The sequence below is a fragment of the Arcanobacterium hippocoleae genome, from assembly GCF_031456295.1.
GTDB lineage: Bacteria > Actinomycetota > Actinomycetes > Actinomycetales > Actinomycetaceae > Arcanobacterium_A > Arcanobacterium_A hippocoleae.
Genome location: NZ_JAVDUJ010000001.1, coordinates 1,654,902 through 1,678,269, shown reverse-complemented (window position 1 = coordinate 1,678,269; position 23,368 = coordinate 1,654,902). Strand labels below are relative to the sequence as shown.

General features: G+C 49.9%; 20 protein-coding genes. 2 read left to right on the top strand and 18 right to left on the bottom strand.

Features of this window, described 5'->3' with window-relative positions; genetic code table 11:
• Positions 1-35 precede the first annotated feature (35 nt).
• The 15 genes from J2S36_RS07080 to dacB form a co-directional block, all read right to left on the bottom strand.
• The gene (locus J2S36_RS07080) at positions 36-1,037 is read right to left on the bottom strand and encodes an HAD-IIA family hydrolase (RefSeq protein WP_309956904.1); all 1,002 of its coding nucleotides are present in this window, start codon (positions 1,035-1,037) and stop codon (positions 36-38) included.
• Positions 1,038-1,155: 118 nt separating this feature from the next.
• Positions 1,156-1,626, bottom strand: a complete 471-nt coding sequence (panD, locus tag J2S36_RS07075; protein WP_309956902.1) for an aspartate 1-decarboxylase — start codon at positions 1,624-1,626, stop codon at positions 1,156-1,158.
• Positions 1,619-2,458 carry a pantoate--beta-alanine ligase gene (gene panC, locus J2S36_RS07070; RefSeq protein ID WP_309956900.1) on the bottom strand — a complete coding sequence of 280 codons (840 nt, stop codon included), beginning with the start codon at positions 2,456-2,458 and terminating at the stop codon, positions 1,619-1,621. Before panC ends, panD begins: the two co-directional genes overlap by 8 nt.
• A 137-nt stretch (positions 2,459-2,595) precedes the next feature.
• Complete coding sequence (locus J2S36_RS07065) at positions 2,596-3,534, bottom strand: Rossmann-like and DUF2520 domain-containing protein (protein WP_309956898.1); 939 nt, start codon at positions 3,532-3,534, stop codon at positions 2,596-2,598.
• Positions 3,531-5,318 carry a PH domain-containing protein gene (locus tag J2S36_RS07060; protein ID WP_309956895.1) on the bottom strand — a complete coding sequence of 596 codons (1,788 nt, stop codon included), beginning with the start codon at positions 5,316-5,318 and terminating at the stop codon, positions 3,531-3,533. Before J2S36_RS07060 ends, J2S36_RS07065 begins: the two co-directional genes overlap by 4 nt.
• Before the next feature lie 8 nt (positions 5,319-5,326).
• Positions 5,327-5,824: a PH domain-containing protein gene (locus J2S36_RS07055; RefSeq protein WP_309956893.1), complete on the bottom strand. Its 498-nt coding sequence runs from the start codon at positions 5,822-5,824 to the stop codon at positions 5,327-5,329.
• A 143-nt stretch (positions 5,825-5,967) separates the two neighbouring features.
• Positions 5,968-6,516, bottom strand: a complete 549-nt coding sequence (locus J2S36_RS07050) for a DUF3180 domain-containing protein (RefSeq protein ID WP_309956891.1) — start codon at positions 6,514-6,516, stop codon at positions 5,968-5,970.
• Positions 6,509-7,525, bottom strand: coding sequence for a 2-amino-4-hydroxy-6-hydroxymethyldihydropteridine diphosphokinase (folK, locus tag J2S36_RS07045; protein ID WP_309956889.1), 1,017 nt, complete (start codon positions 7,523-7,525; stop codon positions 6,509-6,511). The genes J2S36_RS07050 and folK overlap by 8 nt, the downstream gene beginning before the upstream one ends.
• Before the next feature lie 4 nt (positions 7,526-7,529).
• Positions 7,530-8,357 carry a dihydropteroate synthase gene (gene folP, locus J2S36_RS07040; protein ID WP_309956888.1) on the bottom strand — a complete coding sequence of 276 codons (828 nt, stop codon included), beginning with the start codon at positions 8,355-8,357 and terminating at the stop codon, positions 7,530-7,532.
• 85 nt (positions 8,358-8,442) lie between these two features.
• Entirely contained in the window at positions 8,443-9,033 is a 591-nt protein-coding gene (gene folE, locus J2S36_RS07035) for a GTP cyclohydrolase I FolE (protein ID WP_309956885.1), read from the bottom strand.
• A 103-nt stretch (positions 9,034-9,136) separates the two neighbouring features.
• Positions 9,137-11,125 carry an ATP-dependent zinc metalloprotease FtsH gene (ftsH, locus tag J2S36_RS07030; protein WP_374717347.1) on the bottom strand — a complete coding sequence of 663 codons (1,989 nt, stop codon included), beginning with the start codon at positions 11,123-11,125 and terminating at the stop codon, positions 9,137-9,139.
• Positions 11,126-11,567: 442 nt separating this feature from the next.
• Positions 11,568-12,140: a hypoxanthine phosphoribosyltransferase gene (gene hpt, locus J2S36_RS07025; protein WP_309956884.1), complete on the bottom strand. Its 573-nt coding sequence runs from the start codon at positions 12,138-12,140 to the stop codon at positions 11,568-11,570.
• A 72-nt stretch (positions 12,141-12,212) separates the two neighbouring features.
• Positions 12,213-13,349 (bottom strand): tRNA lysidine(34) synthetase TilS, encoded by a 1,137-nt coding sequence (gene tilS, locus J2S36_RS07020; RefSeq protein WP_309956882.1) that lies wholly within the window; start codon positions 13,347-13,349, stop codon positions 12,213-12,215.
• A gap of 3 nt (positions 13,350-13,352) precedes the next feature.
• Positions 13,353-14,396, bottom strand: coding sequence for a zinc-dependent metalloprotease (locus J2S36_RS07015; protein WP_309956880.1), 1,044 nt, complete (start codon positions 14,394-14,396; stop codon positions 13,353-13,355).
• A gap of 95 nt (positions 14,397-14,491) precedes the next feature.
• On the bottom strand, positions 14,492-15,874 hold the full coding sequence (gene dacB, locus J2S36_RS07010) for a D-alanyl-D-alanine carboxypeptidase/D-alanyl-D-alanine endopeptidase (RefSeq protein WP_309956878.1): 1,383 nt from the start codon (positions 15,872-15,874) through the stop codon (positions 14,492-14,494).
• 278 nt (positions 15,875-16,152) lie between these two features.
• On the opposite strand from dacB, the gene J2S36_RS07005 reads away from it, so the two are divergent.
• On the top strand, positions 16,153-16,659 hold the full coding sequence (locus J2S36_RS07005) for an inorganic diphosphatase (protein ID WP_309956876.1): 507 nt from the start codon (positions 16,153-16,155) through the stop codon (positions 16,657-16,659).
• Between the two features lie 349 nt (positions 16,660-17,008).
• Here the strand turns inward: J2S36_RS07005 and J2S36_RS07000 are convergent, their stop codons facing one another.
• Complete coding sequence (locus J2S36_RS07000; RefSeq protein ID WP_309956874.1) at positions 17,009-18,373, bottom strand: C40 family peptidase; 1,365 nt, start codon at positions 18,371-18,373, stop codon at positions 17,009-17,011.
• 206 nt (positions 18,374-18,579) lie between these two features.
• Between J2S36_RS07000 and J2S36_RS06995 the strand changes: the two genes are divergently transcribed.
• Entirely contained in the window at positions 18,580-19,728 is a 1,149-nt protein-coding gene (locus J2S36_RS06995) for an alpha/beta hydrolase (RefSeq protein ID WP_309956872.1), read from the top strand.
• Positions 19,729-19,894: 166 nt separating this feature from the next.
• Here the strand turns inward: J2S36_RS06995 and J2S36_RS06990 are convergent, their stop codons facing one another.
• On the bottom strand, positions 19,895-20,284 hold the full coding sequence (locus J2S36_RS06990; RefSeq protein WP_309956871.1) for a CsbD family protein: 390 nt from the start codon (positions 20,282-20,284) through the stop codon (positions 19,895-19,897).
• Between the two features lie 174 nt (positions 20,285-20,458).
• Positions 20,459-23,209, bottom strand: coding sequence for a pyruvate, phosphate dikinase (ppdK, locus tag J2S36_RS06985; RefSeq protein WP_309956869.1), 2,751 nt, complete (start codon positions 23,207-23,209; stop codon positions 20,459-20,461).
• Positions 23,210-23,368: the final 159 nt, after the last annotated feature.

The following is a 23,368-nucleotide window of genomic DNA, read 5'->3' as shown; positions in this document are numbered from 1 at the left end:
CCATTAGCAGTATCTGGAGATCATTCCTGCATTCCTCATTCTTCCGCTGCATATTCTGCCGGATGCTCCACCTGATCCATAATGTAGGCTGGCACAAGTTCCGCAACTGAATCCACAAGATAGTTTGGCTGATCTTTCTGTTTCGCAGATTTTGCTTGTGCCAGTGTAGATGAACCTGTGAGCAATAGTGCCGTCGGCAATCCAAAACGTTTAGTAGGTCGGATATCGTTGCTTAACGAATCGGATACAAAAAGCGTATCAGCTGGATCAAGCCCACTTTCGGCGAAAATAACTTCAAGATACTTCACACCTGGACGCCCCAAATTTTCATAATACGATGTACGTGTAGCAGATTCGAGCGCGCGTACATATCCACGCGTACCTGGCACTACCTGCCCGTCTGCTCCCATTTTTCGGGTACGCATCATTGATAACGTGACGAGCTTTGTATCCGCAGAAGCAGCTAGCGCCTGGTAACCTTGCGTAAATAGCTCGAAATTAAAATTCAGATTATGACTCAAAAGCACTACTTCTGCTTTTAACGGATCAGCAACGAGGTTGATTCCAGCATTGCGCAAAGCTTTGTTAAAACGCTCGTCTGCAAGGGAAAGTACTTTGGCACCAGCAAATTCCCGTCGTAAATAAAGCTGCGCAATACGCACCGGGGTAAATACATTTTCCACTGGCACTTCGAGTCCGTGACGGGCTAAACGCTCAACGAAATCCTGCGGGTGAAGATAGCAATCGTTTGCCACAAAATATGCTTGCCGGCGTACTGATTTCAAGCTGTTAAGGAGCCGATCTAACTCTGGAAGAAGAAAATTATCATCACGCACTGACGAATCGAGATTGATCAAATATCCTGCAAAAAGCTGCTGCGGAGCACCTTCAACCATCACTGCAAGCTCTTTTAGATTCGGATGTTCAAAATCGTCATCGGGTATTTCAGGCACTTTTCCCACGCGCCCAACGATTTTCTTCGTCAGCCGCAAATCTTTCAGACCACTGAGAGCTTCTTTCACTGTTTCTTTTTTCATGAAGCGGGGAAGTTTCATTGCCAGCTCTTTCGGTTAAAAGTTTCAGGAGCAAGGGATCTAGTGAGATCAGGAGGAAATGCTTGGATCATTCCCGCCAAACATATCCGCAGTTAATAGTCTAGTTTCTCACAATTGGTATTCCAGAGGACTTCAGCCCATTGCCTGCCGGTGAATTTGTACTTTCTAGCGTATCGGGTGAAGTTTCCGGTACGATTCCAGGCTGATCGGAAATATCCACAATTTGGTTTGTATCGTTTACAAAAACAACCTTCGGTTCGTATGTATGCGCTAAATCTTCACTGAGCATTCCGTAACACATGATAATGACCAGATCACCTTTGTGTACCAAATGCGCAGCAGCACCATTAAGAATGATCTCCCCCTTGCCAGGCTCACCCGGAATTGCGTATGTGCTGAGGCGCTGCCCGTTATTCACATTCACCACATCCACACGTTCACCTGGCAAAATATCAGCCGCAGTGAGCAAGAGTTGATCAATCGTGATCGAACCAACGTAGTGCAAATCTGCTCCAGTGACGGTGGCACGATGAATTTTCCCTGTCACCATTTGCCGCATTCGTTCAGCCAATTTGCACCTCACGATTATCGATCAAACGTGTATTGCCAATCCAAGCCGCAATCACAATCAATGCTTGCCCACAATAATCAGCGGGTAAATCAAGAAATGTTTGCGGATCAACGATTTGCACATAATCTCTGCGCACACCTGCGGATGCAGCTAGTTCGCTTTGCACAGCCTGCAATACTTGCTGCACTTGCCCCCCAGCAGCAGCTTCCACTGCCCCCGCTGCAAGTGAACGGGAAAGAGCCAGCGCATCAACGCGTTCTTGCGGCGATAGGTAAGAATTTCGTGAACTCATTGCTAACCCGTCAGCTTCTCGTTTGATTGGCACTGCGCAAATTTCAAGTGGCAGATCCAAATCTGCCACCATCGTCCGAATCAATGCCAACTGTTGTGCGTCTTTTTGCCCAAAGAAAGCTAAATCAGGCGTGGTGAGTTGAAACACTTTATGTACAATTTGCAGCACCCCTGCAAAATGGGTCGGGCGAGTTTTCCCTTCCAAGATTTTTGCTACCGGGCCGGGATCGATTCGTACCAGCGGGGTGCGTGGATAAACGTCAGCTTCATCAGGAGCATATACAAGGTCAACTCCTTCCGGAGCGAGCAAAGATAAATCTGCATCGAGAGTGCGCGGGTATGCTGCGAAATCTTCATTTGGTGCAAATTGCAGCGGATTAACGAAAATTGAAACAATCACATGATCGGCTGCTGCTTTCGCAGCTTTCACAAGCGAAAGATGCCCGGCATGCAAGGCTCCCATCGTCATTACCAATGCGACGCTCCCTGAGAGTTCTGCTCTGCTCTCACGAAGCGCTATTTTTGTTTGAACTAGTTTCATTTTACTTTCCGCCTTGTATCGTCATATTACACACCGTGCAATATCCGGATTCAAATGTACCGTGCACAGCAAATCTCAGCAAAGCAAGCTGCAGCTTCTTCTCGCCGATCCTCACTGGATATCAGATTTGCTGCCACTTATTCATGCAAATCTGGATTTGGATTGTGAAATACCGCTGTATCAAACTCCTCACCAAGTAACTGGTTAATTTCACGCGCCTGATTTGGGTGCAAAATTCTGCGCTCACAAGCACGGCGGGTAGTAGCCATTGCAAGCACGCGATATGTAGAATCTAGGTCTTGCAAAGCTGGAACTTCTCGTGAAAGCTTTTCTATTACATCCAGATGCCCTGCAAGAGTACCAATATCGCCACGTACCACTGGCCCGGTCTGTAGTGCATCTGCCGAACTTAACGCGCCTTCAAGCGATGCTGTGGTAAGCGCTTGCAAATACATTCCAGGATCTGCTACTCCAATTGCGGCAAGCATTCGCATTGCTTGTGCCACGAGAGTGACCAGATGGTTGGCTCCGTGAGCAAGCGCAGCATGGTACGCCTGCCGATGCTCTTCTGAGATCACCACCCCGAAACCGCCCATTTCTGCAACCAGTGCATGAGCAATCGCCTGATATGGTGCAAGTGCCGTAATCGCAAAAGGGCACCCTTGCAAACGAGCCACATCGAGTGATGTGCCAGTAAATGTCATTGCAGGGTGGATTGCCAAGCAAAGCGCACCAGCTTCTTGTGCTGGGCGGAGAATCTCGATTCCAAAATGTCCAGCTGTATGCGCCACTATTTGCCCAGCTTGCCACAAGCCAAGTTGTGCAATTCCGGATACTACACCAGCTAATTCATCATCAGGCACGGCAAGGAGTACCAATTCTGAGCGTTCCACAATTTCTTCGATACTCAGTGACGGCACACCTGGCAGCATTGCGTCAAGCCGATCCTGAGATGCTTCCGAGCGTGCATATGCTCCGATAATTGAATGCCCTTGCCCACGCAGAGCACTGGCTAGTGCCGTACCGACTTTTCCAGCTGAAATCAGACCAATGCCGATCCGTCCGGATGCCTTCACTGATTCGGCCCAGCTTCCTGCATTGGAATTTCATTGCTGCTTGCAGCAATGAAACTCTCTTTCGCAAAAAGCACACCGGAATCGCTTGCCTGCTGCGCTGCTACAGGCGGCACATCACGCGGCGAAATCAGCCCAACGCGTTCTTTCCATTCATGCAGCGTTTCCGATACACCTTCAGCGCGAGCAAGCTTTGAAAGCTCATTCTCACGTTGCTGAAGTGCCGTAACCACCTCAATATCGAAATTCGTCACTTGCGCGCTCACCTTGCCGACTACCAAATGCAATTTCAGCGAAGCCAGCTTTTTCCGTGCCTGCAGTGGGCCTTGTGAAATCGCCATTGACTGTGTCCGGTCTTGGAATACAAAGCTGACGCTCCGCCCCCATCGCCCTTCGCGGCTGATAAATACTTCACGTGAAGCAAAAAATCCGCGCCCCGGAAGTGAAATCGGATCAAGCAATTTTGCTCGCTGTGATGCACCTTGGAAATATTGCCCAGTACCAGACCCTTCCAGCGCTTCTTGCACTAGCTGTACGTCATTATCAGTACCCAGCTTCGGAAGAATTGCCCAAAGTATGCGCAGGGCATCAGCTTTCGGAGCTGCAAGGACTAATTTTCCTGCTATTTCTTCGCCATCAAATACGTTATTCCCTGCTACTGTAACGAATATTTGCCACAATCCGAGCCACCGCCAAATAATCGGCTGATGAATCTGTACCGCATGAATCCGCTGCGGCGGGTAAGTGCGAGTCTTTACTGTAGTAGCACCGGAACGCTGACGTAAACCATTTTCCGAGAGATAAATTTGGGTACCATAATCATCAAATAATGATTTCGTAGTATTCCAAACTAAACCAACCACCGCAAATATGATTGCCACATACCCTTCTTGCACAATTATTGGAATCGCAATTACCGGGATTGCCAATAAAATCATCCAGATAGTGCTTGGAGTAAGCAAGCTTGCCAAGAGCAAATTCGTAAACGAGAGCTGATAAAGCAAGATATCAGTTTCATTTTGGTCTACATCAGTGATCGGAATATCTCCATCAGCTACAAAGTGCATCCCACCTTGGAGCTCCAATTGTGGATGTTCCAGATGCGCATTTGCAGCATCAGAAAACTTTTGGGCACTACGATCCTTCCCTGAATGAGCTGTACTGAGAGGGAAATTCGGGGCTACCTCAGCAGCACGCTGCGCAAGGGCAAAGGCGGCAGGCTTACCGCTGCGCACCAAATCTAATACTCGCAAAATTTCTGAACGTAATTTGGCACAATCAGCAAGACGCAATAGCCCGAGTTTAATATCTTTATCTGTACCGCCAGAACTAATCTCGACCGAGGCAAAACCAAAGATCCGTCCGAAAAGAGTTTGCTCCACATCAACTGTCTGCACTCGATCCCAGCGCATTTGTGTATGTTTCACAAATATCACGCCACGGCGCCAATGAATCCCGTTCTCTACCACTGCATAGCTCATCTTGCGCCATGACACCCAAGTAAATAAAACGATCAGCAAACTGATTCCGAGCAGTGCCCCCAATCCGATCAACACCAAAATGTGTGTATCTTGCGAAGCTACAAAATCTTGAATCTCACCCCAGGTAACTTCCATATTTTCCAGTGATTCAAAGATATTTTGCAGTAACAAAAATACAATCGTCACAATTACCGCCCAAAATGAGCCGAGCTTCGCAATTGGCGTGACCTTATGAAATTTTCGCCACTGATCAAGTGGTACTGAATCTGCTCCAAGCTGCACTCGTTTTTGCTTCTCTTCTTGCATCTGGCACCTCATAGCCCTTCCATTTGCGCACTGCCAAGATCCGTCAGGCGATCACGCAAACGCTCCGCCTCTGCACGCGTTAATCCAGGGATAGTTGCATTGGAATCTGCCGAGGCTGTAACCAGCTCTACACTTGCCAAATCGAAACGCCCAAGTAGTGGACCACTAGATACATTCACCTGCTGCATTCTGCCGTAGGGCACCACATTAAGGTGCTCAAACATGATCCCGCGATGGATGATCAGCTCATTCTCACCTTCAAAATATCCAATCGCACGCGCACGACGCTTTGCAAAAATAAGCGAAATAGCACCTAATACCAACGGAATAACCGTCGCAATCCACCACAAATTTGCTGGAAAACTCACCCCGCCATAAAAACAGCCAAATATGATCAACGGGAGAGTGAAAATGCCTGTTGTAATTAAAGCCGAGATCCGCAAAACTCGAAAATAATTTTCATCAACACGTGTAAAGGGAATTTGTGCCCCAAGCGGTGCGCGCATTTCTTTCCTCAGATCTTTCTTCACATTAAAGCATGGATAATCAATGCTTCTGAACCACTCTCAGTATACCCGAAGGCTCCCTCCAATTTTCTGTGCAAGCCCGACATCTCATTAAAATTCCTGCTCAACAGATTCAAAAAACTCTAAATCGGTGCCGATTCAGCTCGCAATCCTGACGAGCTGGCACCAGAATCATCATCCGAAAAATGCACAATACACCAACGTTCAGCCAGCCAACCAGAAAATAGCAGCAGCGCAGAACCAAATGATGCAAGTGAAAAATGTAAAATCTGGGTACTCAGAAAAGCCGTCGTCCCCTGCCTTGCATATGAACACACCACTCCGCACATTAAACCGAGCATCACTGCGCCAGTGCGCGAAGCAGCCTGACTCAACAACCAGATCCGACCAGCCCGCAGCGGATCAATTGCACGTTTCCGTGCCTGATATGCGCGCACAAGCCACCCTTGCCACAGTACAAATCCGGCAATACAAAGCGGTACTGCAAAACTCCAGATTGGAGTCATAAACGGCATATTGCCGGAAAGAATCCACGAATCCACAAAAAAGAAAGAGCTGATCAATGTGATCAGCACCAAAAGCAGCAAGAAAGATAAAGACGTCGGGCGTACTTTATTTTTCGGCTGCTTCCCATCTTTTTGCGGCAAATCATCTGCACGAAGATCAGACATATTCACTCATTTCACCAGAATTTTGCTGCGCATCATCAATCTGTGCATCACTTTTCGCACCAAGATAATATTCTTCGATCCAGTGCGCGAGATTCTCGATCCCACCAGGAACAAGAAAATCTTCAGTACGTTCGATCTCTTGCTGCGCAAGTAAGGGAAGCAACCGTGCCACAGACTCGTCTGCGATCATCGCATTTGGATTGATCTCATGCCAGGGTGCAAGTACAAAACGACGCATTTTCGCACGCGGATGCGGCAATATTAGTTCCGGATCGACAGCGGTAAAATCACTCGCAATCAAATCAAGATCAAGGGTCCGCGCACCCCATTTCTCATTCCGATCGCGCCCATGCGCTGCCTCGATCTCTTGCAGAGTATGCAATAGCCGCAAAGCTCCAAAATCATATTCCACTTCCATCACCGCATTATAATAATCCGGCTGCGGCGCCTGCCCCGGTGCAAGGATCGGTGCAGAACGATAAATTGCAGAAGCCCCAATTACATCTGCGCAATGCGAATATATTTCCAGAAATGCATCCTGCAAATGTTTTACCGGATCTTCCAGATTTGATCCAAGCGCAATCACATAACGCCGTTTTTTCTCCCGAATTATTTCACTTTCAAAACTGACGGTAGCACTCACATCAGCAAACTCATGCTTTATTGGCGCTGCCGGTTTATGCACCGTTACACTGGCTTTTCGAGCGCCTTTTGTGATTACCGCAGTTGCGATATCGGCAGCCAGAGTTTCAATCAATTGCGCATGTCCGCCTTTTATTCGTGCCACTACCAAGTCGGCTACATCGGCATAAGAGATCGTATCCGAAAGCTCATCGGCAGTACGTGAAGCATTTATTTGCCCAGGATCACGCAAATCTTGCGGATCAGGCAAGGCCACCACATATTCCACATCAGTCACAAAAGGCTGTGATTGCTGCTTTTCAAAATCCAAAACTCCATGCTTCCCAAGCGCACTCACACCTGTAAGCCGCAGTGTCACTTCATGCATGATTTCACCCCAGATCCGACGGCAAAACCGTTTGTAAATCCATCATTTTGATCGCATTGATCGCCTGCCGCGTCGCTTCCACATTATGTACCCGCACTGCCCAAACGCCAGCACCCGAGATCGCACCCCGAATCTGCGAAAGCACCCCAGAAACTGTGCCTGTCGCAAAATCACGTGCTGCAGCAGGTAAATCAGCTCCTGCAAGTGAAGCAAGAAAACGCTTCCGCGAATGCCCAATCAGGATCTTATGCCCTAAATCAAGATATCGTTCAGTTGCACGTAAAATCTGCCAATCCTGCATTCCCAGTTTTGCAAAACCAAGACCCGGATCAAGCACGATTCGCTCCGGAGAAATCCCTGCAGCAACTGCCAAATCACGGCGTGCCAGCAACTCTGAAATCACTACGTCGTTGATTTCGCCGTGATACTCTGCAAAAGAATTCATTTGCGCAAAGCTTCCGCGCGAGTGCTGCAAAATATATTTACAGTCAAGATTTGCAACAGTCGCAAACATTTGTGCATCAATTTGCCCGCCACTGACATCATTCACGATCGCAGCTCCCGCTTCCACTGCTTTCTGCGCAGTGTACGCATGGTACGTATCCACTGAAACTTCGCACAGCGGCGCGAGTGCACGCACTACCGGCGCAATCCGCTCCCATTCTTCATCCGCACTTAAAGCTTGCGCACCTGGACGAGTAGACTCGCCCCCAATATCAATGATTTGTGCTCCCTGCGCCAGTAATTCCTGGCCATGATCGATCGCGCACTGCGCATCTGCCCATTTCCCACCGTCAGAAAATGAATCCGGCGTAACATTCAAAATCCCCATAATTTTCATTTTTTGTTCCTACCTTCACTCTCACTGTGGAAAATTTTCTGATCCAACTGACGGCATTGCCATCGATCACAGCTACTCAGTGCCGCGCCATGATGAGACTCATCGCTTCTGCCCGAGTAGCTTGTTTGCGCAACACTCCACGCACAGCCGATGTGACGGTTCGTGCACCTGGTTTGCGCACTCCACGCATCGACATACACAAATGCTCCGCTTCGATCACTACGATCACTCCCTGAGCGTGTAGCCGTTCGGCAAGTGCATCGGCGATTTGGGTCGTAATCCGCTCCTGTACTTGCGGACGGCGTGCAAAACCGTCCACGAGCCGAGCAAGTTTTGAAAGTCCGGTAACTTTCCCATCACTGCCGGGAATATATCCGACGTGCGCCACCCCATGAAAAGGCAGTAAATGATGCTCACACATCGAAAAAACGGGAATATCCCGCACTAAGACGAGTTCTTGATGGTCGATATCGAATGTCTTTTCCAACACCTGCGCAGGATCCACAGATAAACCTGCAAAAATTTCGCGATAGGAACGCGCAATTCGTTCAGGTGTTTGCTGTAGACCGTCCCGGTCTGGGTCTTCCCCGATCGCGATCAGCAAACTACGAATCGCATCACGTACGCCTTGTGCATCATATTTTGATTTCGGATACTCGTCCATCATCGCCTCATTTCTGCCAGATCTCTTCCATCCTCTGCAATTCTTAGAATATTGTGCACGGCACTATCCGGTTGAGCGCCTACTGTGCCGAACACAATCAGTGAGATCACAGATCAATGCTCCCCGCATTGCCTGCGGTGTTGGCAGCATCATCACCCGTCTTCTCCTGCGCCAGCGCATCTGCAGAATCTTGCGGCAAATCCGAATGACGATGCTTCCCCCGCTGTGGATCTTCCGGAAGTGGAATCGGCGGACGTGTTGACACCGGGCGCGACTGCGCTGAAAGCCACTGTTCGCGGGCTGGAGCTTTTTTGATTTCTGTGAACAATTCAGCTAACTCATTTTCCAGCACAGTCTCTTTTTCGAGGAGCAAAGCAGCCAGTTTATCGAGCACATCACGATTCTCATTCATCAACTGCCAGGCCTCTTGCATCGCCACATCCAGCAAAGCCTGCACTTCATCATCAACCACTTTTGCGAGTTCATCTGAATGCATTCGCTGGCCGCCGCCACCCATCCGGGTCATTGGGTCAGAATCATCTGGAGTCAAACGGACGCTCCCCACACGAGCGCTCATACCGTATTCCATCACCATCTCGCGAGCAATCTTCGTTGCCTTTTGAATATCATTCGAAGCACCAGTGGTTGGATCGTGGAAAACGATTTCTTCTGCGATCCGTCCGCCCATCGCATACACCAACTGATCAAGCAGTTCATTGCGTGAAGTGGAGAATTTATCTTCTGTGGGCATCACCATCGTGTACCCGAGCGCACGACCACGCGGCAGGATCGTTACTTTCGTGACTGGATCAGTATGATTCAAAGCCGCTGCAGCTACTGCGTGCCCGCCTTCGTGATATGCCGTCATCCGCCGTTCAGCTGGATTCATCACTCTAGTACGGCGTTGTGGCCCAGCAATCACTCGATCAATTGCTTCATCTACATCATCTGCATCAATTCTTTCATGCCCGCGCCGAGCTGCCAAAAGCGCAGATTCATTCAGCAGATTCGCAAGATCCGCACCCGAGAATCCAGGTGTGCGGCGCGCGATTGATTCAAGCGAAACCTCTTTATCAAGTGGTTTACCATCTGCATGAACTTCCAAAATTCGCAAGCGCCCCTTCAAATCTGGCGCATCCACACCAATCTGCCGGTCAAAACGGCCCGGCCGTAAAAGTGCCGAATCAAGCACGTCCGGACGGTTCGTTGCCGCAATCACAATCACATTCGTGCGTTCATCGAAGCCATCCATCTCTACCAACAGCTGATTCAGCGTCTGCTCACGTTCATCGTTTCCGCCGCCGACACCAGTGCCGCGATTGCGCCCGACGGCATCAATCTCATCAACAAAGATAATTGCCGGGGCACTCTTCTTTGCCTTTTCAAATAAATCACGCACGCGCGATGCACCAACGCCAACAAACATTTCCACGAATTCAGATGCAGAAATATGGAAGAACGGCACGCCCGCCTCACCAGCTACCGCCTTCGCCAACAATGTTTTACCAGTACCTGGAGGGCCATAAAGCAATACACCGCGAGGGATCTTCGCTCCCATTTTGCGGAATTTCTCTGGTGTATCAATAAATTCTTTGATCTCCCGCAGTTCTTCAACAGCCTCATCCACGCCAGCTACATCTTTGAACTTCACCTTTGGACGGTCAGATTCAAAACCGTCCTTCTTTACCTTCCCAAATTCCGTCATCCGCCCTTGTAGCCGCGGGAATAAAATAAAGAATGCGCCAATCAACAGCAACACTGGCAAGAGCAGCGAAAATAAGGATCCCAGGAAAGACTGCTGCGGCACTACAGAATTGTAGCCATTTTTAGTATCAGCATCGCGTACAAGCTGCGCGATCTCTTCCGACTCCGGATCTACATATTGAAACTGTACGCGTTTCGTAGGAGTCAGCTTTTTCCCTTCCCCATCAGTGGGAGTGAAGGCTTTATCCAGCTGTATTTGCACGATCTGCGAACCGTCAGTGATTTCCAGACTATGAATTTTCTGCGAGGCGAGAATTTCTTTACCTTCAGAAGTTTTGATCGTAGTGAAAGCAAACGGATTAAAAAGCCAGTAAAGCACAAGGCTGATCATGAAAAGCAGACCGATAAAGCCAAAAATCCGGGAACGTTTGCGCGCCTTTATTTCAGCTTCCGTTGGCTGGCGTTTTTCATCATTATTTTGCGTCAGGAACGGCAGATGCTCGCCTTTCTTTGGCGGAGCAGCATTGCCCATCCGATTAAATTCTTCCAAACGCTTCCGCTTTTCATCACGACGGCGTGCACGGCGTTCTTTCCGAGTTTGTTTCGCCGGATCATTTTGCTCGTCAGCAGCACGATTTTGGCTTTGCTGTTCTTTTTCTTCGCTCAATTCTTCATTCTCCGTATTCGCCGCGCTTCTCGTACCCAGCTTCAGTTTTCCATGCTTTCCCTGCCAGACACTGAGTTCTGCGGAAAAGCTGGATCCTGGTACAGCCAGTTTCGCGGCGAAGCTAGCTATTTTCTGGAAATATTTCTTAGGCTGATTGACTATGCGCTCAATCGTTATTTACAGATTCAGGAGCATAAACATGCGGAGCAAGCACTCCAATAAAATCTAAATGACGGTAATCTTCGGCATAATCAAGCCCGTAACCCACCACAAATTCATTTGGAATATCAAAACCGACGTAATCTACATCCACATCCACTTTCAATGCGTCAGGTTTCCGCAAAGCAGTTGCGATTTTTACTGATGCAGCCCCGCGGGCTTCCAGATTCTCTTTCAGCCAGGCGAGTGTCAGACCAGAATCAATGATATCTTCCACAATCAGCACATTTCGCCCTTGCACATCCTCCCCAAGATCCTTCAAAATCCGTACTACACCCGAGGATTTTGTGGATGCACCGTAGGAAGAAACTGCCATCCAATCCATTTTTGCAGGTACTGAAATTTCGCGGGAAAGATCAGCCATCACCATGATCGCGCCTTTCAGCACACCCACCAGCAGCAAATCTTTGCCATCATAATCGCGGGAAATATCCGCCCCCATCTCGCCCAATCGTGCAGCTATTTCATCCTTTGTGTAGAGCACTTTTTCAATGGCATTGCGGGTGTCTTGCAATTGCATTTTTTGCCTCCGTTTGGCTTGAAAGGGATCTTGACATTCTTTGCAGCGTACTGATTTGCTTTTGCATCACAGCTAACTGCGCGGTATGAATTTCAAAATGTGCTGATTCTTCACCGCACATACACCGGGCAAATCAATCTTGAGATTGTTTTGACGGTTTCGCACAAGTCTATCAAGGCGATCGAGATGCCAGAAAACCAGTTCCCCACCTCTTCCGCCACTAGCCAAAAATGCGGTGCGCAATACCCTGGTACGGATTGCGCGTGGATAATTTTCCAGTTTGAGACATGAAATTTGAATCGTCCTTTTTTCTGGCACAGACGGGGATTGCTGCATCCTATCTTCAGTCTCCACCGTCTGTGCCCATGCCTGTTGCGCATATGCATCAAGAGCTGCACCATCATCTTGCAGGATCCGTGCAGTGCGCCCGAGTGCTTCCACTACACCTTCAGCAAGTACATCTTCCAGCAGCGGAATCACTTCGTGTCTGATTCGTGCCCGACGCAGTGGATCTCCGGCAGCCGTCCGCCACGGTCCATCAAGATGATTGCTCGGATCTTCCACATACGTGATCGCAAGTTCCTGGCAAATTGTCTGCAATTGTGAATGTGTAAAATCCAAAAGTGGCCGCAGCATGGGCACGTCCGGAAAAATTGGGAGCGCTCCAGCACGCGGCATCCCCGCAATCGAACGCCCGCCAGAGCCGCGCCCCAGCCCAAGCAGCACGCTCTCTGCCTGATCATTGCGATTGTGCCCAAGGAGCACTACTGCTGGGCGAGTATTTCCGCTGCGCGCCCCCAATTCACGAGCCACCTGGGCGAGCGCCTGATATCTTCCACGGCGGGCAGCACCTTCAGGACCTTCCCGATACTGTGCTGTTTCAGTTTGCAGCGTGGGCAAACTTGCGGCACCCAAAGCTGGATCCAACTGGCTAAGTGAAATCACTTGCGCCCTGATTCCCATCTGCGTCAGCCGTTGCTGTACTTCAGCTGCTTCCTGCGCCGATTCACTGCGAATCCCGTGATCTACCACGACGGAATGCAACTGGAGCAAATTCTCACGTGCTGCGTATTGTGCGCTTGCTGCCAGAGCCATCGAATCCGCACCGCCAGAGACGGCGAGCACCACTGGTGCACCAATAGCAAAAGCGGAAAACTCTGCGCGCAGTGCATTACGGGCAGCTGCGACAAGCGGATGCGGTCCAGCCATCGATTACGCTTCACTTCCGATTCGCGCAGTGTGTTTCATCCGCTCGATCCATAATTGCGGCTGCGCAAACTCATCGTTATCTGGCAGATTTGCTGCACCTTCCCAAATCTTGTTAAATACTTCCATTCCAGCATTCGCCACAACGTATTGCGTAAAATCTTCACCGCGCCGATATTGAGCTATTTTCCGCTCAAAACCAAGCACTTTCGTCAGCTTCCGCTGCAGCCATGAGCTACCTTTACGTTTCTCAGCCAATGCTTTGATGATCGCATCCCGGCTGGGGAGCACAGCGATTGGAAGAGCATTCATCACATACTGTGCATGCCCTTCCAAAATGCTCATGACATTCTGAATCTTTTCGATTTCTGCGCTTAGCAGCTCGTCTTCATCTGCTTCGCCAAGACTCAACGCGCATTGCATCCGCTCCAGCAAATACCCGCGCAACCATTTTGCATGAATAAATTGCACTGCGTGGGTCAGTTCGTGCACGCTCACCCAGAGCGCCAGATCGCGACGGTCAAGATCGTATTCATTGCGAAACTTTGCAATATTTGGTGCCACAAGCATCAATTTCGCTGCAGCATCAAGGCTTTCCGTTTTTGCAGATACACCAGAGTGTGCGGCATCTTTTGTAGCTACACTTGCAGCTAGATCCACACTCGCATCCGCTAGTATCGTTTGCCCAAGCAGATCAGCGAAGGGATCAAACTGACCAAGAACTTTCGTGGCAGCAAAACTGAGTACGCTCCCAATTGCTACTTGCCCTGCTCTCCGCACTTGCTGCTGCCCCGTCCATGCAATCAATGAATCAGTGAATCGCCCTACTTCAGATGCCCACTTTGCGCGATCTAAAACGAATACCGGCACCTGTTGCGCCAGCTCTGCAGCCTGCGCCAACCCGGTAATTTCAGCTACGAATCGCGGAGCTCGTTTGGCTTGTAGCTGCAGTTCGGCTACGGTAGCCGCAGCCTCATGCCGAGCCGCGTTCGGCCCAGGGCTGACGAGATATCTGGTAATACTTTGTGCAATCTGCGCGCTCGAATCCATATGGCTAGTCTACCGCCTTCCACGATGAATGATACGAAAAGTTCATGGCTGGAGAAATTCACCTGAAACATTCTTACTAAGACTCGCATGCAAGATCAGAGCGCAATAATCTGCGCAATTGCGTGATCCACCAGCGGACGCAATGCGTACGCACCCCCGTCAGGCACTGTATCGATCATGATTACAAAAGTTAATTGCCGCCCAGAATTTGTGTAAAGGAATCCCGCCATTGACGTTACGGAACCTAACGAACCCGTCTTCGCCCGTACTTTTCCGCCAATCGGCAAATTGGTAAAGCGCTCCCGGAGAGTACCGTCAAGTTTTGCGATGGGTAAAGCCGGAAGCAGTGCCGCGCAGCTTTGATCCGTGCATTTCGCAATGTACTGTAAGATTTCTTTTCCGAGTTGGGCGGTAATTCGATTTTCTTCCGATAGCCCTGAAGCATCCGCTAAGTGCACACCGTCAGTATTTAACCCTAACTGTGCCAACTCTTTGCGCACCGCCTGCGCACCATTGCGGAAACTTCCCTGCTGCCCTGTTTTCACCGCGATCATCTTCCCCAGCGTTTCTGCCAGCGTATTATCCGAATTTAGGAGAGTAAGATCCACAATTTCACGGATTGGTGCGGATTCTACCTTTGCCAGTAGCTTTGCTGTTTTGGGCGCAGGAGCAAAATTACTTGCAGCTACTTCAATCCCGTTATTGCGCAGCAGATTCGTAAATTGCCTTAAAACCTGTTGTTTGGGTGAGCCAAGATATTGCTCAGATTGCTGCAGATTCCGATTTATTGCAATCGGGCTTGCTTCCATGACCCATCGCTTTATATCTGCCTCTGCTCCAGCAAGATAAGTTTCGTCCGCAAAAATTGTGGTATCCAAAGCTAGATTTATTTTTTTGATGCCTTGCGCTTGCAATGCGCGCACCGTTTCTTGCGCGAGATCGCCTAAGCCGGCTCGCCCAATAACTTGCTGTTTCTGCCCTGATTCAGCTGCCAAGAGCACGTCACCACCGGCAACGAGGTACAAGGTACCATCAGCATATTTCGTTTCTGTCGCAAATTTATCGTTTGGATCAAATACGCTCAGCGCTGCGACGGCTGTGAGTAGTTTATTTACTGATGCTGGCGTAGTCGGACGTTTTGCCGAAATTTCAGCTAATGTTTCACCGCTTATTGTATCTGCCACGAGTGCTGAAATTTTTCCGGTCATTTTCTCGTTTGTTGCTAAATCGTGCAGAATCTGTGAAATTGCTTGTGAATCAGGAATCGGCGCATCAGGATCCATTTGCGGTACTGAAATATCTTTTTCTGGAAAATTCGAGTTCCCGTCATAATCCGGATAAGGCTGCGCCGCGTTTTGTGGTTCTTTCAGCGTGAAGAATCCGGGCACTAAATCTGCCACATCGCCACAAATATACACTCCAATCAGTGCGAAGAGCGTCACAATCAAGACGCGAAGTTTCTTCACTGGCCGTGTCATTTATCTAGCTCACATCCTTCAGATAACTTTTCTCCCCAATAAAAACAGTGAAAAACCGCGAAAAATAGCGAAATGCAAATATTCCCAGCGGAGAAAACTGCTTCCCGCACGCACGTGCATGTATCGGAAGCGATTCTCGTAACTGCTTTTCAGTTTCCAATGTAGACTGATACTAAATTACACTACTGCCAAGTTGAAATATTGGATTACGAAAACGCAACCCAAAAAAATCAGTTTCAAGGCAGATTCGTTCGCATCAAATTTTCCGAGGAGGCCGCATGGAGTTCGACGTCACCATCGAGATCCCAAAGGGTAACCGTAATAAATACGAGCTTGATCATCAGACCGGGCGGATCCGGCTTGATCGGATGCTTTTTACTTCTACTCGCTATCCCGATGATTATGGGTTTATTGACGGCACGCTTGGAGAGGACGGAGATCCGCTTGATGCACTCGTTCTTCTTGATGAATCCACTTTCCCTGGCTGTGTGATCCGTTGCCGTGCACTTGGAATGTTCCGCATGTCTGACGAAGCCGGTGGTGACGATAAGGTGATTTGCGTACCCGCTGGAGATCAGCGCGCATCCTGGCGCACCGAAATTGAAGATGTTTCGGAATTCCACCGGCTTGAAGTACAGCATTTCTTTGAAGTCTATAAGGATTTGGAACCAGGAAAGTCTGTGGAAGGCGCACACTGGGTTGGGCGTGAAGCAGCCGAAGAAGAAATTCGGCGTTCTTACCAGCGCGCAAAAGACACCGGCTACTACGATCAGCTACATGGTTAAAATTTCAGCTTTGGCAGTTGCAGCTGTGTTGGTGAAATAATTTACAGATCACGCCGCGCTTTGTGGTGCTTTGGTGAAATCAGCAGTTAAGTTGTGGGGGCAAGATCAGGTTTTTCTTGCCCCCACAATAATTTTTCGTATCGCTGCTCTCAGCTTCTGCAAGATACTCCTGCACTAAACCCGTCGTGAAGCAGCTAGCTTTTATTTTGTACACCGCGTATTTTTCGCTGCTCGTTTACTACTTCGCACCCAAATCAGCGTCACGATCACTACGAATCAGCGCAATCCGATCCAGTGTTAGCCCCGCGCATCAAAACTACACAATTAACACTGAACCCAGCGGTTAAAATCAATCAAGAATCCGGAGATATCTCGGGCTGCCATAATTTGATGAAACGGTAGTGCCAAGCGCCGGAGTATTTGCAGCCACATTCTTTCCGTTACCCACATAAATCCCTACGTGACCGGGCCACCACATCAAATCACCTGGCCGTGCCTGCGAAGCCGGCACTTCACGATGCTTAAATGCAGCATATTGCGCGCCCGAGGTACGCGGTAGGCTCACGCCAAAATGACGGAAAACGAAGCTGGTAAAACCTGAACAATCCCAGCCTTCAGGAGTGGTACCTCCCCACACATAAGGTCGCCCAGTATATTGCGTAGCAAATGCAACAATTTGTGCACCCGTACCTGAATTGCGCGGCGCAGGAACATCCTGTGGCTTTTGCTTTGCAGCAGCTTCCGCTGCACGGGCCGCCGCTGCTTTTCTTGCGGCTTCCGCCTCACGTGCCGCTTCCGCCTCACGTGCCGCTGCTGCTTGCTGTGCCGCTGCTGCAGCTTGCCGTGCAGCCTCGGCCTGCCGCGCAGCTTCCGCCCGCTGCTGCGCCTGATCAGCCAAATTCACTGCTGGTGCCGTGTTTTCTTGCGGAGTTTGCCCAATCTTCGCATTAGCAATCTGCACAGCATTTGCTTCAGCTTTTGCCACGACGGCTGCTGCCTGCGCATTTGCTTGCTGCGCCCGAGTAGCTTCCATTTGCTCAACACGTGCACGTTCAGCAGCAAGATCACTATTTCGCTGCTTCGCAAGTTCAGCTACGAGTTTTTCACGCTCTGCTTTCGCAGATGCAAGCTGTTTTTCTACATCTGCTGCTCTCTTTGCGACGTCCGCAGTAGCCTTATCCGCAGCACTGGCATGCTCAGCCTGCTCTGCAGCAGCTTTTTCAGCCTTCTGCTGCAGCGATTTTGCCACCGTCTGCATTGCCTGCAAACGCCCGATCTTCGCATCAGTTGAATCAGCTAACTGATTGAATGCATGCGAACGTGCCGTGGCTTCATGCAGATTGTCAGCTCCGAAAAGATAATACGTATTCGTCAGCGAGCCGGCACTATCCCGGTACATTGCCTGCGCGATACCGCCCAGATCCTGTTTCGCTGCATCAACCTGCGCAATCGCATCCTGATACTTTTCCTGTGTCGTAATTGCCAGATCAAGCGCAGCAATCATTTCTGCATTTGCGGTGATCTCTGCCGCACGTGCAGCCGCCAGCTCTGCTTGGATCTGCGAGCTTTGCGCAGCGAGATTCGTTAATTGGAGTTCGATTTGTGCCACGCTCATCTCTCCAGCGCCCGGCACAGAAGATGCGCTGGATTCCAGTGATAGTGCAAAAGCAAAGGCGCCAGTAAATGCGAGCAGTTTCTTCGTAACTTGCTTCACGAATCTCCTCCAGATTTTTCTTTCCCGTCACACATCCCACAAGCACAGAACGCCAGCGACACGCCGAGAATTAGCAGAATTTGAAAACCCTACAAAAGAGCGTACATCACAATTTTATAAATGTGAACACTTAAACCAAATTTCACATTTGTAACATCTGACTCATTATCCACGCAGAATAGCGAAAAAGCTGGCAGAATTGACTCATGTACCAGCACGACGCAAATCAACAAATACAATGGCAGCCCGACATCCTTGGACCAGGCTTTGAAATGACGCAATGCGAGCTGCACGCAGATTCCGAAGGGCGAAAAATCACCACTATCGTGCGCCACAATCCCGCCAATGATCCCCAAGCCGAATGCTTTGCACATAACGGCACCACAGCGCAAAATTACAATTCCATCAACCCCGCCCCCAACACGCTGAGCACAACGACGCAAAAACCACGATTTGCGTTCCTTGCAATTCACGGTTGGAACGATTACTTCTACCAAGTTGAGCTGGCGCGAGCAATCTCCGCTTTCGGCGGTAAATTTTACGCAGTTGATTTAGCAAAATACGGACGCTCACATCTACCGCATCAAATGTGGGGATACACTACAGATTTAAGCGATTACGACGAAGATATCCACGCAGCACGCGATGTGATCTACCGTGAACTGCCATCCGATACACCATTAATCCTCTACGGGCACTCCACCGGCGGACTCACTACAGCACTTTGGGCGCACCGCCACCCAGGCGCACTTACCGGGCTGCTCCTCAATTCTCCGTGGCTCGAAATTCAAGCCGCTACCGTCTTACGGCAAGCAGGGCAACCCGCAATTGAAATCATCTCCCGCCTCGATCCAACCACGATCATCCCCAGTAATGACGATGGCTGCTATCAGCGCTCACTCACTGGAAACCATTTATCCGACCCATCATCCGCATCGGAAATAGATCCAGAATCTGATCCGTTTTTCACCGACGGCTGGAAACCAGATCTCAACTATCGGCATTACCCTTCCTTCCCGGTACGTGCCGGGTGGCTGAATGCGATTTTGCGCGGTCACGAGCAAGTAGCGGCAGGACTCCAAATCACCGCACCGATACTTACACTCACCTCTGATAGTTCATACTTCGGCAATGGTGAATGGGATTCACGTTACCTCAGCACAGACGGCGTGCTCCGCGTAGATCAAATTTGGAAGCGATGCCTGAATCTTGGCAATTCACTCACCTTAGAAAAAATCCCTGACGCGATCCACGACGTCACATTTTCACGCTACGCTGCACGCGCACGCGCATTTAACGTGATTGCAAAATGGGTGAATGCGATTTTGCCACCACACCCCGTCAGCCAGCAATAAAATCCATTTCGCCAACTACAGCGAGGAAAAGCATTTTCGGATGAAAATAGTGTGGCAGCCACAGCGCACCAAAACGCCCCAACTGCCACACTAAAACTTTATCTGCAAATCACGTTTTTACGTTTTCAAACCGCGATTCAACAACGCAAAAATACGAAAGTACCAGTTACTTTTCGGCTTCGTCTTTTCCGCCAAAAATCCCCTTCACTTTTTCGATCCCTGCTTCCAAATTCGCCTGCACCTGTTCACCAGCATCAGCCAGGGCACCTTTTACCCCCTCCAGCTTCTCGCTTGCCTGATTCAAAAATTCCGCGCCTTTGGCTTCAAGCTTATCTGCCCGACCTTCAGCTTCAGTATCCGCATCGCCAGTAAACGCACCAAGCTTTTCCTTAGCACCGCCCAAAAATTCATTTGCTTTATTCTTCATCGTATCGTCGAAACCCATGAGATTTCCCCTTTCCTTGCGCCATTCCTGCACAATAAACAGATCATGACGGCATTCGCTTCGCTTTCTGCCAAGATCTAGCAAAACCCAGACCCTGGTAAATAACTTCATTTTTCATGATTCCAGATTGCAACCGGCGGTGAAGAAAATTCACCAGAGAGCAAAATTCGCTGCAAAATCACTGACGGGCAGCTCCTCCACATTCAGAAAAACTGCCCGTCAAATGATATGCCTTCAACTCCGCTCAAAGCTCACCGCTGCCCACAGCTGAGAGCCAGCGGGGAATCAAGCAGTAGTAGCACGATCACCGCCACTGCGCGCCAATGCAAGTTCAGATTCATTTGCAATCGCTGCACGCCCAGCTTCCAACCGGGCCACTGGCACCCGGTAAGGCGAACAAGAAACATAATCCAATCCGATCTCTGCAAAGAAATGGATCGAAGCCGGATCGCCGCCATGCTCACCGCATACCCCCAGCTTCAGCCCCGGCTTCGTCGAACGGCCTTTCTCCGCACCAATCTGCACCAGTGCGCCCACACCGTGAGTATCGATTGATTCAAACGGTGAAGTACCAAAGACGGAAAGGTCAAAGTACTCATTGAAGAAGGAGCTCTCCACATCATCGCGCGAAAAACCCCAACCCGTCTGCGTTAAATCATTCGTCCCAAAGGAGAAAAAGTCAGATTCATGCGCGATATCTTCAGCCGTCACAGCAGCACGCGGCAGCTCGATCATATTACCGATCGGAATATTGATCTCAATCCCCGCTTCTGCAGCCACTTCCGCAATGATCTGGGATGCCAGATCACGCACTACCTGCATCTCACGCACCGAACCAATCAACGGAACCATGATCTCCGGACGCGGATCCTTCCCCTGCTGCCGCAAAGCCACATACGCGTTCGCGATTGCACGCACTTGCAATTTGATCAAGCCTGGCAGCTTCAATCCCAGCCGGACACCGCGCAAGCCAAGCATTGGATTCTGTTCATGGTTTGCCTTCACAGCAGCTAAGAGATCCCTCTCAGCTGCAGTTACTGTTTCCCCACGCGCTTCCTTCACTGCCAACTTTACGGACAGCTCGGTCAAATCAGGGAGGAACTCATGCAGTGGAGGATCAATCAATCTTACCGTCACGGAATGCCCATCCATTGCCGCGAAAATCCCAATAAAATCGCCTTCTTGCAGTGGCACCAATGCTTTGAACGCGGTTTCCTGCTCAGCCTCATCTTTGGCGAGAATCACTTGCTCGATTAGCTTCCGGCGATCACCTAAGAACATATGCTCAGTACGGCAAAGCCCAATACCTTCTGCCCCGAAAGAACGTGCCAGTGCCGCATCTTCCGGATTATCAGCATTCGCACGCACCACCAGATCCCGTTTGGAATCAGCATGGGTGAGAATCTGATGTACTGCCTGTACAAGTTCCTGCGTATCAGCATCTTCGGCAGCCGCCAGACCCGCATCAAGCCCCTTGGAAATATAAGTCATTACCGGTGAATCCGTCACCGCTACCGCACCTGCAAAAATCTCGCCGGTAGTACCGTCGATCGCAATCACATCTCCTGCATGCAGTGTCCGATCCTGAGACTTCACATAAACCGTGCCAGCTGCCTCATCAATGAGTAAATCGTCAGCACCAACCACACAGCAGCGGCCCATGCCACGTGCCACTACTGCCGCATGTGAAGTCTTCCCACCGCGCGCCGTGAGCACACCAGAGGCAGCAACCATACCTTCCAGATCGTCCGGATTCGTCTCAGAACGGACGAGAATCACCTGCACCCCCTCAGCGGTACGCGCTACAGCCTGCTCGTTATTTAATACGATTTCACCGACGGCAGCACCAGGAGACGCTGGCATCCCCTTTGAAAGCTGCGTCTTTTCCGCTTTCTTATCGAATTGTGGGAAAAGCAGCGAAGTAAGCTGCTCACCCGTCACACGAGTAACGGCCTCATCGCGTGTGATCAGACGCTCCTGCACAAGCTGTTCGGCAATTCGGAAAGCCGCAGCAGCAGTACGCTTCCCTACACGAGTCTGCAGCATCCACAGCTTGCCCTGCTGAATCGTAAACTCGATATCGCACATATCACGGTAATGCGTCTGAAGCTTATCCATGATCCTGAGCAACTCGTCATAAGAATTTTTGTCTAGTTTTTCCAGATCTGCCAGCGAAAGCGTATTGCGGATTCCTGCCACCACATCTTCGCCTTGCGCATTCTCCAGGTAATCGCCATATACCCCAGAATGCCCAGTGGAAGGATCGCGGGTAAAGCACACACCCGTACCAGAACCTGCACCCATATTTCCAAAGACCATCGTCTGGCAGTTCACTGCCGTGCCAAGTGAGTTTGGAATGCGTTCACGGCGACGGTACAGCCGAGCACGATCAGTATTCCAGGAACGGAAAACTGCCTCAACTGCCAGATCCAACTGGGAGCGCGGATCTTGCGGAAAATCTACGCCAGTTTCCCGCTTCACGATTTCTTTATATTCAACCACGAGTTCTTGCAAATCTGCAGTGGTCATCTCCAAATCTCCGGTATACCCTTTCCGAGCCTGCAATCCATGCAGCGCATTCGCAAAAAGATCACCGTCAATATCCATTACCGTCTTGCCAAACATCTGAATCAAACGCCGGTAAGAATCCCACGCAAAGCGTGCATTTCCAGATTGCTCTTCCAAACCCTGCACTGAATTATCGTTCAAACCGATGTTTAGCACGGTTTCCATCATCCCCGGCATGGAGAATTTTGCGCCCGAGCGTACCGACATCAGCAGCGGATCAGCCGGATCACCAAGACGTTTCCCCATCATATTTTCCACATTGCGGATAGCTGCCGTCATTTCCACATCGAGAGTTTCTGGCACTTCCCCCTGCCCAAGATATGCCCGGCAAGCTTCAGTAGTAATCGTGAAGCCCGGAGGCACTGGCAGGCCAAGATTCGTCATTTCTGCAAGGTTTGCACCTTTACCACCAAGCAGATCCTTTTGATCCTTATCTCCTTCGGAGAATGCGTAGACATATTTCGTCATCAATATTCCCTTCGTTGGGCATAGCAGACGGCGCGATTTCGCCACTCTGCAACTTTATATTCTCACCGAAAGTGTACCGCGTTATTCAGCAAGTCACATAGTTAGGACTTAAGTCAATGCAAGAGCTACATCCAAAACTGTGTTTTAGACCCACGGCAC